Below are 14,661 nucleotides of genomic sequence, written 5' to 3' on the forward strand. Positions count from 1 at the left end.
GCCTCCGGCGGGGATATTTGGACCAAGTCGAAACGCGCGCCTTGCTTTCGGCTTGGTCCAAATATCCCCCGCGGAGCGTCCCACCCGCGCCTCAGGCGCCGAAATCCGAGAAAGGCGCCCATGCCCCACGATCATCATCACCACCACCATCTCGACGCCGATACGAGCGACAACCGCGTGCTTTGGGCGGTGGTCGTCAATGTGGTGCTGACGGTGGCGCAGGTGCTGGGCGGCGCGATCGCGGGCTCGATGGCGCTGATCGCGGACGGGGTGCATAACTTCTCGGATGCCGCCGCGCTGGTGCTGGCCTTCGGGGCGCGCAAGCTGGCCAAGCGCGGGGCGGATGCGGCGATGAGCTTCGGCTGGTCGCGCGCCGAGGTCATTGCGGCCTTCGTCAATTACATCGCGCTGATCCTGATCTCGATCTGGCTGGTCGTCGAAGCGGTGGGGCGGATGATCCACCCGCCGCAGGTCGATGGCTGGATCGTGGTCTGGCTGGCGACGCTGGCCTTGATCATCGATCTGGCGACGGCCGCGCTGACCTATGCGCTTTCCAAGCAGAGCCTGAACATCCGTGCGGCCTTCCTGCATAACCTCGCCGATGCCGGCGCCTCGGTCGCGGTGATCGTGGGCGGTGTCGTGATCCTGCTCTACGATTGGCGGCTGGTCGATCCGATCCTGACCATCGGCATCTCGGTCTTCATCCTGTGGCATGTCGCGACCGATCTGAAACCGGTGCTGCGCATCCTGATGCTGGGCGCGCCGCCCGAGAAGGATTGCACGGAGGTGCGGGGCGCGCTGGGCGAGGTCGAGGGCGTCATGAGCGTGCATCACGTCCACCTGTGGCAGATCGACGAGAAGCGCGTCTCCGTCGAGGCGCATCTGGTGCTGGAAGAGGGCCATAACTATGCCACGGTGATCGCGCGGGCCAAGGATATGCTCGCGCATCAGTTCGGCATCCACCACGCGACGCTGGAGCCGGAAAGCGCGAGCCTTGGCTGCGCCGATCACCCGGACCACGACGACCACGAAGATCATGATCACGAAGTTCATGGCCACGCGGGCCATCCGGCGCATTGAGCTAGCGCGGCAGCCAGCCCAGTGTTTCGCGCGTCTCCGCCTGCGGGGTGTATTCCGCTGACGCATAGCCGTCATAGCCATCGCCATCGAGCGTCGCGAAGAAGCCTGCAAGGTCGATCTTGCCCGAACCGGGGCCGCCGCGCCCCGGGGCATCGGCAAATTGCACATGGGCCGCACGGTGACCATGCTTCGCCCAAGCTCCCGCCACATCGCCGGTCAGCATCTGTGCGTGATAGGCGTCGAATTGCAGATGCAGGTTAGGGGCCGCGACCGCGTCGAGAATCTCCGCCGCGAGATCGAAATCGTTCAGGAAATAGCCCGGCATGTCGATCGGGTTGATCGGCTCGATCGTCAGGTGCCGTTTCGGCGCGTGCGCCGCCGCCCATTTCAGGTTCGCGATATAGGTCCCCCGGGCCTCCGCGCCCTCGGCCTTGCCCGCCATGATATGGAGGACGCGCGGCTTCAGGATGTCGGCGAAGCGCATCGCGCGGTCGAAATCGCGGCGGAAACGGTCTTCCAGCCCCGGCACGGCGGCAAAGCCTCGGTCGCCGTCCGTATAGTTCGGCGGTGGCACATTCATCAGCACGAAGCTCAGGTCGTGGCGGATCAACTCGTGGCGCATCTCCTGCGCGGACGCGTCGTAAGGAGACAGCACTTCCACCGCATCGAAGCCGGCCTGTTTCGCCGCTTTGAACCGCTCCATGAAGGGGAGCTCAGTGAACAGGAACGTCAGGTTCGCGGCGAATTTCGGCACGTTACAGCTCCGCCGCGCGCAGGATCGGGAAGAAGCTGCCCGCCGAGATCACGCCGGTCCAGTCCTCGCCCTCATGCTCGCGCGTCACGGCCAGATCGACGAGCCGGTAGAAGCTCTTGCGGTCGATCAAAGCCTCCAGCCCACGGCGCACATGCAGGTAGGGGCGGGGCTCGCCATCCTCGCTATGTTCCACCCGGATCGCGTGCTCCGCATCGGCCAGAACCACGTCGCCCACATTGGTCGTGAAGCGAATCAACTGGTCGTCGCCTTCGCCCTCAGTGGTGAAATCGACGGCGATGAAAGGTGCGTCCTCGACCCGGATACCGACCTTCTCGACCGGGGTGACGAGGTAGTATTTCCCGTCCTCCAGTTTCAGAATCGATGAAAACAGTCGCACCAGCGCCTCGCGCCCGATCGGCGTGCCAAGATAGAACCAAGTCCCGTCGCGGCGGATCTCCATATCGAGATCGCCGCAGAAGGGCGGATTCCACAAATGCACGGGCGGCGGGCCCTTTTTGCTGGCTTTCTTGGCCGCATCGGCGAGCCCGTCTGCCGTCGGGGAAGGGGTCGAAACCGTCTGTTTGTGATCCGTCATGTAAATTTGGCCGTTGGTCGGAGCGTGGATATCTGCTTTGCTGGCAAGATAGGCATCAACGGGGAGAATGTCATGGCCGAGCCCGAAAAGCTGATGGAAGATATCGAACGACTTGGCGGCAAGCTCGCACAGGCGCGCGCCTCGATCGACCGGCGGTTCATCGGGCAGGATCAGGTAGTGGAGCTGGTTCTGGCCGCGATGCTCTCCGGGGGGCACGCGCTTCTGGTGGGTCTGCCAGGGCTTGGCAAGACGCTTCTGGTCGAGACGCTGTCCACCGTGATGGGGCTGGGATCGAACCGGATCCAGTTCACGCCCGACCTGATGCCCGCCGATATTCTGGGCTCCGAAGTTCTGGAAACCGCGCCCGATGGCAGCCGCGCGTTCCGCTTCCTCGAAGGTCCGGTCTTCTGCCAGCTGCTGATGGCCGACGAGATCAACCGCGCCTCGCCCCGGACCCAATCCGCGCTCTTGCAGGCGATGCAGGAACGCGAGGTCACCATCGCGGGCGAACATCGCCCGCTTGGCCCGCCCTTCCACGTTCTCGCCACGCAGAACCCTATCGAGCAGGAGGGCACCTATCCGCTGCCCGAAGCCCAGCTCGACCGTTTCCTCGTACAGATCGACGTCGATTACCCGGATCGCGAGACCGAGCGCTCGATCCTGCTGGCGACCACCGGCGTCGCGGCGGAGGGCGCGCATACCGTCTTCACCCCGGCCGAGCTGATCGAGGCGCAGGGGATCGTGCGGCAGATGCCCGTGGGCGAGAAAGTCGTCGACGCGATCCTCGATCTGGTGCGGCTGTGCCGTCCGCGGGAGGCCGAGGCGCCCGACTTCATCCGCGATGCGCTGGCCTGGGGGCCGGGGCCGCGTGCCGCGCAGGCGCTGATGCTGACCGTGCGGGCGCGTGCTCTGATCAATGGCCGCCTCGCGCCGACGCTGGAAGACGTGCAGGCGATGGCGCGCCCGGTGCTGATCCACCGCATGGCGCTGAGCTTCGCGGCCCGCGCCCGTGGCGAGACGCTGGGCGATCTGATCGACCGTGCCGTGGCAGAGGTCACCGGGCCGCGCGCCGCCGGTGCCGCCGCTTGAGCGTCACCTCCGATACCGCAGCGCCGGGGCAGTCCCCAGCGCTGAGCCTGCGCCGCGAGGCGGAAGGGGCGGCCTCTGCGCTGCCCCCGCTGCTGGTCGCGGCGGAGCATCTGGCGGCGACCGTCCAGATGGGCGCGCATGGCCGCAGGCGCGCGGGATCGGGCGAGGAATTCTGGCAATACCGACCCGCCCATGCAGGCGACGAGCTGCGCTTCGTCGATTGGCGGCGCTCGGCGCGCTCGGACAGCCAATATGTGCGCCAGCGGGAATGGCAGCTGGCGCAATCGGTCCATCTCTGGGTCGATGATGCAGCCTCGATGCGCTTCACCGGGGCCGAGAGCGGGCGCAATGCGCGCGCCACGAAATCAGAGCGCGCCCGTGTTCTGGGCCTCGCGCTTGCGGTGCTGATGGTGCGCGGCGGCGAGCGCGTCGGGCTGACAGGCCCGCTCGCACCGCCACGTCCGGGCCGCGCGCAGCTGATGGAGCTTGCAGGCCTTCTGTCGCGCGAGGCGGGCGTGCAGGATTACGGCGCACCCGAAATCGCAGGCGTCACGCCGCAGTCGCGGGTCGTGCTGTTGTCGGATTTCTTCGGTGATCTCGGACCGATCGAAGCCGCGCTGGGTCGTCTGGCCGATCGTGGTGTGTCGGGCGTGATGATGCAGGTGCTCGACCCCGACGAAGAGGCCTTCCCCTATGACGGGCGCACGATCTTCCAGTCGATGACCGGTTCGCTGGTCCATGAGACCCGCAAGGCGGGCGATCTGCGGGCGCGTTATCTCGACCGGCTGGCCGCGCGGCGCGATCAGCTCGCCCGGCTGGCGCGCAGCGCGGGCTGGCAATTCTCGACCCATCACACGGGCGATCCGGCGCAGGCTGCGCTGCTGTGGCTTTATTCCGCGCTCGAGAGGGGGCGCTGATGTGGATGCTCGGCCCCATCGGCTTCACCGCGCCCTGGCTTTTGCTGGGGCTGGCTGCCTTGCCGATCATCTGGCTGATCCTGCGCGCGGTGCCGCCCGCGCCGATCCGCAGGCGCTTTCCGGGCGTCGCGCTGCTCTTGGGCCTCAAGGACGAGGAAGTGCAGGCCGCGCGCACGCCGTGGTGGCTGCTGGCGCTGCGTCTTCTGGCGCTGGCCGCCGCGATCATCGGCTTTGCCGGGCCGGTCCTGAACCCGCAGCGGGCCGTGCCCGGAACCGGGCCGCTCCTGATCGTGGCCGACGGCAGCTGGGCCTCCGCGCGCGACTGGCCGCGCCGGGTGGAGCGGATGACATCGGCGCTGAAGGATGCGCAACAGGCGGGACGTCCCGCAGCGGTGATTTCGCTCGCCGATCCGCCGCCCGCACAGGTGAGTTTCACGGATGCGGGGGCGCTGATCCAGTCGCTGCCCGGTATCCAGCCGCAGCCCTGGGCGCCTCAGAACTTCGAGGCCGCCAATCTGCCCGAGGGGAATTTCGAGACGCTCTGGCTGTCGGACGGATTGGCCCGCGACAGCCGCGCCGGGGTTCTGAGTGCGCTGGAGGCGCGCGGTCCGGTCAAGGTCTGGCAACCGCAACTGCCGGTCTTGGCGTTGGGGGCTGCCCGGATCGAGGATGGCGCGCTCGTCGTGCCTGCGCTCGCATCAACCATCCCGCCCAGCCCGCGCGATGTCGCGGCGGTCGGGCGCGACCCGGCGGGGATCGAGCGGGAACTGGCCAGCCAGCCGCTGCAATTCACCGACAGCCGCGAGTCCGAGTTGCGCTTCGATCTGCCGCCCGAGCTGCGCAATCGCATCACCCGGATCGAGATCACCGGCATGCGCTCGGCAGGCGCAGTCAGCCTGACCGATGACGCGGTGAAGCGCCGCAAGGTCGCGATCCTGTCGGGCGCGCGCGACCGCGAGGGCTTGGAACTGCTTTCGCCCACCCATTACCTGCATCAGGCGCTCGCGCCCACGGCGGACCTGATCGAGGGCACGCTGGCCGATGTGCTGACCGCCGATCCGGACGTGATCATCCTCGCCGATATGGCCGATCTGCCCGAGCAGTCGAAGCTGCACGACTGGGTCGAGAAGGGCGGGCTGCTGATCCGTTTCGCAGGCCCCCGCATGGCCAATGCCGATCTCGATGCCGATACGCTTCTGCCGGTGCAACTGCGCGCTGGCGGCCGCTCGCTTGGCGGTACGATGAGCTGGGGCGATCCGCGCGCGCTGGCGCCCTTCCCGGAGAACTCGCCCTTCGCGGGGCTGCAAGTGCCCGACGATGTGACCGTGAAGGCGCAGGTCATGGCCGAGCCGACGCCGGACCTCTCCGAGCACACCATCGCCGCGCTGACCGATGGCACGCCGCTCGTGACCCGCGCCAAGATGGGGCAGGGGGCGGTCGTGCTGTTCCATGTCACCGCGAATGCCGAATGGTCGACCCTGCCGCTGTCGCTACTGTTCCCGCAGATGTTGGAGCGGCTTGCGGTCTCGGCCCGGCCTGCCGCACCGGAAGAGGCTGATCTCGCGGGCCAGACCTGGGTGCCGCAGAAACTGCTCGACGGGTTCGGGCGGCTGCAGGACGCAGGTGCGGCGGCGGGCGTGCCGGGCGAGGAGCTGGCCAAGGCAGAGCCGGGGCCGAAGCTGCGCCCGGGCATCTACACCGCCGAGGACCGCTCGGTCGCGTTGAACGCTCTGCCGCGGGATGCGACGCTGTCCCCGGCCAGCTGGCCCGCCAATGTCCCCGTCGAAGGCGCCTTCGAGCAGCGTGAGATGCCGCTGAAAGGCTGTCTGCTGGGCGCGGCGCTGGCGGCGCTGCTGATCGATATCCTCGCGACGCTGGCGCTCTCGGGCAAGCTTTGGGGGCCGCGCGCGATGAAGGCCGCCGCCTTTGGGGCCGCCCTGATCCTCGCCAGCTTCGCGCCGCCGCAAGCCCATGCCGAGGATATGGATCCGGCGCGCGCGATCGAGGCTGCGTCCAACGTGGTTCTGGCCGCGATGCCCACCGGCGATGCCGAGGTGGACCGGGTGTCCATGGCAGGGCTGAAGGGGTTGTCGCAGGTCCTCAATCGCCGCACCACGGTCGAGCCTTCCGCGCCGATGATGGTCGACCTCAAGAACGACGATCTGGCCGTCTTCACCTTCATCTACTGGCCGATCACCGCTGATCAGCCTGCGCCGAGCCCGATGGAATATGCCAAGCTCAACCGGTATCTGCGCGGCGGCGGCATGATCCTGTTCGACACGCGCGACGCCGATATCGCGGGCTTCGGCGAGGCGACGCCCGCAGGCAAGCGCCTTCAGGCGCTGGCAGCCCCCTTGGATATTCCGCCGCTCGCGCCGATCCCGGACGATCACGTGCTGACCCGCACCTTCTACCTGCTGCAGGATTTCCCCGGCCGCTATGACGGCACGATCTGGGTCGAGGCGCCGCCCGCCGATGCCGAACGCGCCGAGGGGATGCCGTTTCGCAACCTCAATGACGGGGTGACGCCGGTGGTGATCGGCGGCAATGACTGGGCCTCGGCCTGGGCCGTTGACGATCGCGGGTTGCCGATGTTCCCGGTGGGCCGTGGCCGCACCGGCGAGCGTCAGCGCGAAATCGCGGATCGCTTCGGGGTGAACCTGATCATGCATGTGCTGACCGGCAACTATAAATCCGATCAGGTCCATGTGCCTGCGCTTCTCGAAAGGCTGGGGCAATGAACGGGATGTCGATCATCTTCGCACCGCTTCTGCCGTGGCCTGTGATCGCGGGCGCAGGCGTGGTGGCGGTCGTGCTGCTGGCGCTGGCGCTGTGGCGCGGGCTCAAAGGCTGGGCGCTGCGGGCGCTGGCCGCGCTGGTGCTGCTGGCCGCCATCGCGCAGCCCTCCTTGCAGCGCGAACAGACCGCGCCGCTGTCCAATATCGTGCTGCTCATCGACGACCGCTCCGCCTCGCAGAAACTCTCGGATCGTGTCGCGCAGACCGATACCGCCCTGACGCGTCTGCAGGCACAGCTCGACGCGATGCCCAATGTCGAGACGCGCCGGGTCACCGTTCCGGACGGGGCCGACAATGCGGGCACCGAGCTGGGCTCGACCCTGGCCGAGGCGCTGGCTGCCGAGCCGCGCGCGCGGGTTGCCGGTGCGCTGATGGTCACCGACGGGCAGGCCCATGATGCGCAGCTCGCCCCCGATCTGCCCGCGCCGCTGCAGGTGCTGCTGACCGGCAAGCGCAGCGACTGGGATCGGCGTATCCTGATCGAGACCGCGCCCTCTTTCGGCATCATCGGCGAGCAGACCGATATCCGTCTCAAGGTCGAGGATATGGGCAACGTCCCCGCAAGCGCGGGCGGCACCGCCGATCTGACCATTTCGATCGATGGCAAGGATCCCAAAAGCTACACGGTGCGCACCGATCGCGATCTGGAACTGCCGCTGACGCTGACTCATGGCGGGCAGAACGTGGTGCAGTTCACGCTGTCGCCGACCGAGGGCGAGCTGACCGACCGCAACAACGTGGCGACCGTGCAGATCAACGGCGTGCGCGACCGGCTGCGGGTGCTCTTGGTCTCCGGCCAGCCCCATGCGGGCGAGCGGACATGGCGGAACCTGCTGAAATCGGATGCAGGGGTGGATCTGGTGCATTTCACCATCCTGCGCCCGCCCGAAAAGCAGGACGGCGTGCCGGTGACGGAGCTGTCGCTCATCGCCTTCCCGACGCAGGAGCTGTTCGTCGACAAGATCGACGAGTTCGACCTGATCATCTTCGACCGCTACGGTGCGCGGGGCATCCTGCCGTCCGCCTATTTCGACAATATCAAGGATTACGTCGAGCGCGGCGGGGCGATCCTCGTGGCCGCGGGCCCGGAATTCGCGACCGTCGAAAGCCTCTATCAGACCAGCCTTGGCGATATCATGCCCGCGCGTCCCACGGGCCGGGTGATGTCGGAAAGCTTCCTGCCGCGCCCGACCGATCTGGGGCTGCGCCATCCGGTGACTGCGGGGCTCGAAGGGGCACCTGCGCCCGAGGGCGAGCAGGATACGGCCGCCGAAAAGGACGGCCCGCATTGGGGCCATTGGCTGCGCCAGATCGAACTGACGAACCCCACCGGCGAGGTCGTGATGTCCGGCGCCGAGGGCAAGCCGCTTCTGGTGCTCTCGCGCGAAGGCGAGGGGCGCGTGGCGCTGCTGGCCTCGGATCAGGCGTGGCTCTGGGATCGCGGCTATGACGGCGGCGGGCCGCAGCTCGAATTGCTGCGCCGGATCGCGCATTGGGAGATGAAAGAGCCCGAGCTGGAGGAAGAGGCGCTCTATGCCGAGATCGATCCCGGCGCGCTCTCGATGCGGATCATCCGCCGCACGATGGAAGACAGCGCGCCGCCGGTGACCGTTACGCTGCCCGATGGCTCGACGCAAGAGGTGCCGCTGACCGAGACCGCGCCGGGCCGCTTCACCGCGCGCTGGACCGCGCCCGAGGCGGGGCTCTACCGCCTCAAGGACGGCGATCTGGAGCGGGTCGTGGCGATGGGGCCGGCAAGCCCGCGCGAGTTCGAGCAGACGATTGCCAGCGGCGATCCCCTCTCCGCCGTGGTCGAGGCGTCGAATGGCGGCGTGACGCGGCTCGAGGACGGGGTGCCCGCCATCCGCGAAGTGCGCGCGGGCCGCCCGACATCGGGGCGCGGCTGGATCGGCATCACGCCGCGTGGTGCCACGGCCACCACCGATATCCGGGTGCAGCCGCTGCTGCCCGCCTGGGCCTGGCTGATCCTGGCGGCCCTGCTGACCGTGGGCGCGTGGCTCATCGAAGGGCGTAACCGGCGCGGCGGTGGCGGCGATAAGGGCGGGCCGACCGCAGCGTGATCCCTGCGGGGATTGCCCGGACACCGCTTCGCGTGTAGCAGGTGTTAGCGGTATCGGAATGAGGAGGCCCCCGATGATCCTGAGTTGTGGCGAAGCCCTGATTGACATGCTCCCGCGCGAAAGCGCGCAAGGCGAGGCGGCGTTTGCCCCCTATCCGGGCGGCGCGGTGTTCAACACCGCGATTGCGCTGGGGCGGCTCGGTGCGCGCTCGGGGTTCCTGTCGGGGCTGTCGGAAGACCTGTTCGGCCAGATGCTGATCCGCTCGCTCTCCGATAGCGGCGTCGATGCAGGGCTTGCGGTGCGCTCGGACCGGCCCACGACGCTCGCTTTCGTGACGCTGACCGATGGCCATGCGAGCTACGCTTTCTACGACGAGAATACGGCTGGCCGGATGCTGAAGATCGAGGACATGCCCGCGATCCCGGCAGAGGTGAAGGCAATGTTCTTCGGCGGCATCTCGCTGCCGGTCGAGCCCTGCGGCGCGGCCTATGAGGCGCTGATGCTACGCGAGGCCGAGAGCCGCGTGACCATGATCGACCCGAATATCCGCCCCGGTTTCATCGGTGACGAGGCGGCCTATCGCGCGCGGCTGGAACGGATGTTCACTGTCGCCGATATCGTGAAGGTCTCGGACGAGGATCTGCGCTGGATCGAAGGGCCGGGCACCATCGCCGATCTGGCGCGTGGGCTGCTGGCGAAAGGGCCGAAGCTGGTCTTCGTCACCGAAGGCGCGACCGGCGCGCATGGCTTCTCGAAACATTGCGAGGTCTTCGTGCCCGCGCGCAAGGTCGAGGTCATCGACACGGTCGGTGCAGGCGATACGTTCAACGCGGGCGTTCTGGCCGCGCTGGACCGTGCCGAGGCGCTCGACAAAGGCGCGCTCGCTCGCGCCGAGGAAGGGCTGATCTCGGATTGCCTGAAACTGGGCGTGGCCGCCGCTGCGGTGGTCGTCAGCCGGGCAGGGGCCAACCCGCCCTGGGCGGACGAACTGGCATGAGGGCGCTGATCCAGCGGGTCTCCGAGGCCTCGGTCACCGTCGACGGCAATCGCATCTCCGAGATCGGGCAGGGCCTTCTGATCCTGTGCTGCGCGATGCAGGGCGATGATGAGAAAGTCGCCGAGAAACTGGCCGAGCGCGTCTCGAAACTGCGCATCTTCAAGGATGAGGCGGGCAAGATGAACCGCGCGGTGGGCGATATCGGCGGCGCCTGTCTGGTGGTCAGCCAGTTCACGCTGGCCGCTGACACGTCGCGCGGCAACCGCCCCGGTTTCTCCGCAGCAGCCCCGCCCGAAGACGGCGACCGGCTGTATCAGCATTTCGCCCGGCACCTCGAATCTCTGGGCCTACCCGTCCAGACCGGGGAGTTCGGTGCGGATATGAAAGTGGCGCTCCTGAATGACGGGCCGGTCACGATCTGGATGGACAGCGCCGACCGTCCCTGAGCGTCGTGGGGGCGGTCTTGCTCCCCTGAAAATCGCGGGCTATTGCAGGCCATGGCCAAGCTCTACTTCCATTATTCCACGATGAACGCGGGCAAGAGCACGATCCTCTTGCAAGCCTCCCACAACTATATCGAACGCGGGATGGAGACCTTCCTCGTGACCGCGCGGCTCGACAATCGTGCGGGCGACGGGCGCATCGCGAGCCGGATCGGCATCGGTGCGGAGGCGGCCTGTTTCTCCGAAGAGACCGATATGTTCGCGCTGATCGAGGCGCGGCTGACCGAGGGCCCCTGCGCCTGCATCTTCGTGGACGAAGCGCAGTTCCTGACCGAGACGCAGGTCTGGCAGATCGCCCGCGCGGTAGATGACCTGCGCGTGCCGGTGATGTGCTACGGGCTGCGGGTGGATTTTCAGGGCAAGCTGTTCCCCGGCTCGGCGGCACTGCTGGCGCTGGCCGACGAGATGCGCGAAGTCCGCACGATCTGCCATTGCGGCAAGAAGGCCACGATGGTGGTGCGTATGGGCCCGGACGGACAGGCGCTGCGCGATGGCGATCAGGTGCAGATCGGCGGCAACGAGACCTATGTCAGCCTCTGCCGCCGTCACTGGCGCAAAGCGATGGGCGAGGCGTAAGCCTCAGATCTTCTCGAGAACGACCGAGCCCACCGAATAGCCCGCCCCGAAGGAGCAGATCAGCCCGATCTCGCCCGGTTTGAAATCGTCGGAATATTTCGAAAACGCGATGATCGACCCGGCGGAGGACGTGTTGGCGTAATCCTGCAGGATATTGGGCTGCTCGCCCGGCTCGGGATCGCGGCCGAGCACCTTTTTCCCCACGAAGTCGTTCATCGTCTTGTTGGCCTGATGCAGCCAGAGACGGTGCAGATCCGCGGGCTTCACCTCCGCGTCGGCGAGATGGCCGAGGATGTGCTGCGCGACCATCGGCATCACTTCCTTGAAGACCTTTCGCCCCTCCTGCATGAACTGCATGTCGCGGCGGTCGGCCACGCCATCGGGCCGGGTGCGGCGCAGGAAACCATTGTTATTGCGGATGTTGTTGGAAAACTCCGTCGCGCAGCGGGTGGAGCGGATCAGGAAGCCATGCGGCGCATCCTCGCGCCGTTCGATCAGCGTCGCGGTCGCCACATCGCCGAAGATGAAATGGCAGTCGCGATCGCGCCATTCGAGGTGGCCCGAGGTGATCTCGGGGTTCACGACCAGCGCGCGGCGCACGGAGCCCGTGCGGATCATGTCGGCGGCGGCCTGAATGCCGAAGGTGGCCGAGGAACAGGCGACGTTCATATCGAAAGCAAACCCGCCCGCGCCCAGAAGTTTCTGGATTTCGATCGCGACGGCAGGGTAGGCGCGCTCCATATTCGAGGCCGCGCAGATCACAAGGTCGATCTCCTCGCCTTTACGCCCGGCCTGCGCTAGCGCCTTGTGGCAGGCATCGAGCGCGATCTCGGCCATGATGCCCGGCTCGTCATCCGAGCGCTGGCGCAGGCGCGGATACATGCGCGTGGGGTCCAGCACGCCTTCCTTGTCCATCACGTAGCGCTGCTCGATCCCGGAGGCTTTAAGTATGAACTCGACCGAGCTATGCGGCTTGGCCTCGATCTCGCCTGCGGCGATGGCCTCTGCGTTCTCGGCGTTGAACAGATCGGCATAGGCGTTGAACGCCGCGACCAGTTCGGCATTCGTGATGACGTGTTCCGGCGTATAGACCCCGGTCCCGGTAATGACGGCTTGATGCATCGGATCCTCCTTGGCAGAGCCTCCCGCCAAGGAGGTGAAAGGTCAAGACGACACGCGATTGGGCGGCGTGTTGCCGTCACGAAAGGCGATGAGATTGTCGACCGCCATGTGGCCCATGTCGTCACGCACCTCAAGAGCGGCGGTGCCCAGATGCGGAAGCAACGTGACGTTATCCAGCGCGCGCAGGGCCTCGGGGACCTCCGGCTCGCGCTCATAGACGTCGAGGCCCGCGCCCGCGATCACATTGCCCTGCATCGCCGCCACCAGCGCTGCCTCGTCGACGATATCGCCGCGCGCGATGTTGATCAGATGCGCATGCGGCTGCATCTTCGCGATCTCGGCGGCGCCGATAAGGTGATGGGTGGCGGGGCTCGCCGGCACGGCGATCACCACGAAATCGGAACTGGCGAGCAGCTCGTCCTGGCTCAGATGCGTGGCGGGGAAGCCCGGATCGACGGGGGTGCGCTTGGTGTAAGCCACCTCCATGCCGAAGCCGAAATGGCAGCGTTTCGCGATCGCCGTGCCGATCCGGCCCAGACCGATGATACCGACTTTCTTGCCCGAGACGTGCTGGCCAAGGAATTGCGTCGGCGTCCAGCCGGTCCACTCGCCGCGCCGCACGAACCGCTCGCCTGCGCTGGCGCGCCGCGCGCTCATCAGGATCAGCATCATCGCGATATCAGCGGTCGCATCGGTCACCGCGCCCGGCGTGTTGGTCACCGTGATGCCCTTCGCCTCGGCGGCAGCCACGTCGATATGGTTATAGCCCACCCCGAAGTTGGCCACGATCTTCGCGCGCGGGCTGCCCTCGAAGGCCGCCGCGGTCACCTTGTCGCCAAGCGTGACCAGAAGCGCGTCATATTCGGCCAGCGCTGCGCGGGTTTCCTCTTCGGTCATCGGCGCGGCCCCGTTACGGAAGGTCACGTCGAATTCCTTCGCCACACGGGCCTCGACTTCGTCGGTCAGCTTGCGGGTCACGAGGAGCTTCATCAGAACATCCTCCCGCCGATCGGCACGTCCTTGTCGGGGGTCAGCAGCACGACCTCGCCGGCCTCGTCCGGCACGCCCAAGACCAGCGCCTCGGACATGAACGGCCCGATCTGGCGCGGCGGAAAGTTGACCACGCCGAAGACCAGCTTGCCGGCCAGCTCCTCGGGCGCGTAATGCACCGTGATCTGGGCGGAGCTTTTCTTCACGCCGATCTCCGGGCCGTAATCGACCCAGAGCTTGATCGCGGGCTTGCGCGCCTCGGGGAAGGGCTCGGCCTCGGTGATCCGGCCGCAGCGAATGTCGACCTTCATGAAGTCGTCGAAGGAGATGGTCATTTCCCCAGCTCCCGGTTGCGCGCGATATTCGCGGCAACCGCTTTGCGCATCAGGGGCGGCATGCCGGTCTCGGGGTCCATCAGAACCTCCAGCGCCGCTGCCGTCGTCCCGCCGGGCGAGGTCACGTTCTCGCGCAGCTTGGACGGGCTTTCGTCGCTATCCTCGGCCAGTTGCCCCGCACCGCCCACGGTCGCCTTGGCGAGCCGCAGCGCCAGATCGGGATCGAGCCCCTCGGCCTCGCCCGCCGCCGCCATCACCTCGATCAGGTGGAAGACATAGGCCGGGCCCGAGCCGGAGACGCCGATCACGGCGTTCATCTGTTCCTCATCGTCGAGCCGCACGACCTGACCCACGCCGGTCATCAGTGCATCCGCGGTGTCCAGATCGTCGCTCGTCGCGTTCGGATTGCCGACGATCGCGGTCACGCCACGGCCGATCGCGGCGGGCGTGTTGGGCATCGCGCGCACCAGTCTGGCCTGCTTGCCCAGCATCTTCTCGTAGCCTTCGATGGTGATCCCGGCGGCGACGGTCACGAAAAGCGTATCGCCCTCGGCCATTGCCGAGAGCTGCGGCAGCGCGTCGGCCATCATCTGCGGCTTCACCGCGACGAGCACGACAGCCGGATTCTCGGGCAGATCGGCGTTGAGATTCACGCCGGACTCTTTCAGCCAATCGGACGGATTCGGATCGACCACCCAGACCGAGGCTGCGGGCAGACCGCCCTTCAACAGCCCCTGAAGGATCGCGCCGCCCATGCGTCCGCAGCCCAGAATGACGAGGCCGCGGTCGGAAATCTTGTCAAAGCTCATGCTTCCCCCTTTTGG

14 protein-coding genes are annotated in these 14,661 nt (G+C 67.1%); 8 read left to right on the forward strand and 6 right to left on the reverse strand.

The genetic code is table 11. From position 1 onward, the window contains the following. Positions 1-120: 120 nt before the first annotated feature. A complete protein-coding gene (locus AXZ77_RS05180; RefSeq protein ID WP_098410315.1) occupies positions 121-1,080 on the forward strand; it encodes a cation diffusion facilitator family transporter in 960 nt (319 codons plus the stop codon). Between the two features lies 1 nt (position 1,081). Here the strand turns inward: AXZ77_RS05180 and AXZ77_RS05185 are convergent, their stop codons facing one another. Further along, entirely contained in the window at positions 1,082-1,834 is a 753-nt protein-coding gene (locus AXZ77_RS05185; protein ID WP_098410316.1) for a hydroxypyruvate isomerase family protein, read from the reverse strand. Position 1,835: 1 nt separating this feature from the next. Further along, complete coding sequence (locus AXZ77_RS05190; RefSeq protein WP_098410317.1) at positions 1,836-2,429, reverse strand: DUF1285 domain-containing protein; 594 nt, start codon at positions 2,427-2,429, stop codon at positions 1,836-1,838. 72 nt (positions 2,430-2,501) lie between these two features. Between AXZ77_RS05190 and AXZ77_RS05195 the strand changes: the two genes are divergently transcribed. From AXZ77_RS05195 to AXZ77_RS05225, 7 genes are all read left to right on the forward strand, one after another. Continuing rightward, the gene (locus tag AXZ77_RS05195; RefSeq protein ID WP_098410318.1) at positions 2,502-3,518 is read left to right on the forward strand and encodes a MoxR family ATPase; all 1,017 of its coding nucleotides are present in this window, start codon (positions 2,502-2,504) and stop codon (positions 3,516-3,518) included. Further along, a complete protein-coding gene (locus AXZ77_RS05200) occupies positions 3,515-4,435 on the forward strand; it encodes a DUF58 domain-containing protein (RefSeq protein WP_255266419.1) in 921 nt (306 codons plus the stop codon). Before AXZ77_RS05195 ends, AXZ77_RS05200 begins: the two co-directional genes overlap by 4 nt. Beyond that, positions 4,435-7,176, forward strand: coding sequence for a DUF4159 domain-containing protein (locus AXZ77_RS05205; RefSeq protein ID WP_098410319.1), 2,742 nt, complete (start codon positions 4,435-4,437; stop codon positions 7,174-7,176). Before AXZ77_RS05200 ends, AXZ77_RS05205 begins: the two co-directional genes overlap by 1 nt. Continuing rightward, entirely contained in the window at positions 7,173-9,314 is a 2,142-nt protein-coding gene (locus tag AXZ77_RS05210; RefSeq protein WP_098410320.1) for a hypothetical protein, read from the forward strand. Before AXZ77_RS05205 ends, AXZ77_RS05210 begins: the two co-directional genes overlap by 4 nt. Before the next feature lie 73 nt (positions 9,315-9,387). Further along, positions 9,388-10,311, forward strand: a complete 924-nt coding sequence (locus tag AXZ77_RS05215; protein WP_098410321.1) for a carbohydrate kinase — start codon at positions 9,388-9,390, stop codon at positions 10,309-10,311. Next, positions 10,308-10,757, forward strand: a complete 450-nt coding sequence (gene dtd, locus AXZ77_RS05220; protein WP_098410322.1) for a D-aminoacyl-tRNA deacylase — start codon at positions 10,308-10,310, stop codon at positions 10,755-10,757. The genes AXZ77_RS05215 and dtd overlap by 4 nt, the downstream gene beginning before the upstream one ends. A gap of 51 nt (positions 10,758-10,808) precedes the next feature. After that, positions 10,809-11,390, forward strand: a complete 582-nt coding sequence (locus AXZ77_RS05225; RefSeq protein ID WP_098410323.1) for a thymidine kinase — start codon at positions 10,809-10,811, stop codon at positions 11,388-11,390. 3 nt (positions 11,391-11,393) lie between these two features. On the opposite strand, the gene AXZ77_RS05230 is transcribed toward AXZ77_RS05225, so the two are convergent. From AXZ77_RS05230 to proC, 4 genes are read right to left on the reverse strand one after another with little or no spacing between them, the layout of a single operon-like run. Beyond that, positions 11,394-12,512, reverse strand: a complete 1,119-nt coding sequence (locus AXZ77_RS05230) for a beta-ketoacyl-ACP synthase III (RefSeq protein ID WP_098410324.1) — start codon at positions 12,510-12,512, stop codon at positions 11,394-11,396. Between the two features lie 42 nt (positions 12,513-12,554). After that, on the reverse strand, positions 12,555-13,502 hold the full coding sequence (locus tag AXZ77_RS05235) for a D-glycerate dehydrogenase (RefSeq protein ID WP_098410325.1): 948 nt from the start codon (positions 13,500-13,502) through the stop codon (positions 12,555-12,557). Then, entirely contained in the window at positions 13,502-13,837 is a 336-nt protein-coding gene (locus AXZ77_RS05240) for a tRNA-binding protein (protein WP_098410326.1), read from the reverse strand. Before AXZ77_RS05240 ends, AXZ77_RS05235 begins: the two co-directional genes overlap by 1 nt. Further along, on the reverse strand, positions 13,834-14,646 hold the full coding sequence (gene proC, locus AXZ77_RS05245; RefSeq protein WP_098410327.1) for a pyrroline-5-carboxylate reductase: 813 nt from the start codon (positions 14,644-14,646) through the stop codon (positions 13,834-13,836). The genes AXZ77_RS05240 and proC overlap by 4 nt, the downstream gene beginning before the upstream one ends. Positions 14,647-14,661: the final 15 nt, after the last annotated feature.

It is taken from the genome of Thioclava sp. ES.031 (genome assembly GCF_002563775.1).
Taxonomy (GTDB): Bacteria; Pseudomonadota; Alphaproteobacteria; order Rhodobacterales; family Rhodobacteraceae; genus Thioclava.

What these genes read in the sequence shown, in the direction of transcription:
- AXZ77_RS05225 (WP_098410323.1), top strand. Translation starts at nt 10,809, where the DNA reads ATGGCCAAGCTCTACTTCCATTATTCCACGATGAACGCGGGCAAGAGC.
- AXZ77_RS05235 (WP_098410325.1), bottom strand. Translation starts at nt 13,502, where the DNA reads ATGAAGCTCCTCGTGACCCGCAAGCTGACCGACGAAGTCGAGGCCCGT.
- proC (WP_098410327.1), bottom strand. Translation starts at nt 14,646, where the DNA reads ATGAGCTTTGACAAGATTTCCGACCGCGGCCTCGTCATTCTGGGCTGC.
- AXZ77_RS05195 (WP_098410318.1), top strand. Translation starts at nt 2,502, where the DNA reads ATGGCCGAGCCCGAAAAGCTGATGGAAGATATCGAACGACTTGGCGGC.
- dtd (WP_098410322.1), top strand. Translation starts at nt 10,308, where the DNA reads ATGAGGGCGCTGATCCAGCGGGTCTCCGAGGCCTCGGTCACCGTCGAC.
- AXZ77_RS05210 (WP_098410320.1), top strand. Translation starts at nt 7,173, where the DNA reads ATGAACGGGATGTCGATCATCTTCGCACCGCTTCTGCCGTGGCCTGTG.
- AXZ77_RS05180 (WP_098410315.1), top strand. Translation starts at nt 121, where the DNA reads ATGCCCCACGATCATCATCACCACCACCATCTCGACGCCGATACGAGC.
- AXZ77_RS05190 (WP_098410317.1), bottom strand. Translation starts at nt 2,429, where the DNA reads ATGACGGATCACAAACAGACGGTTTCGACCCCTTCCCCGACGGCAGAC.
- AXZ77_RS05205 (WP_098410319.1), top strand. Translation starts at nt 4,435, where the DNA reads ATGTGGATGCTCGGCCCCATCGGCTTCACCGCGCCCTGGCTTTTGCTG.
- AXZ77_RS05215 (WP_098410321.1), top strand. Translation starts at nt 9,388, where the DNA reads ATGATCCTGAGTTGTGGCGAAGCCCTGATTGACATGCTCCCGCGCGAA.
- AXZ77_RS05240 (WP_098410326.1), bottom strand. Translation starts at nt 13,837, where the DNA reads ATGACCATCTCCTTCGACGACTTCATGAAGGTCGACATTCGCTGCGGC.
- AXZ77_RS05230 (WP_098410324.1), bottom strand. Translation starts at nt 12,512, where the DNA reads ATGCATCAAGCCGTCATTACCGGGACCGGGGTCTATACGCCGGAACAC.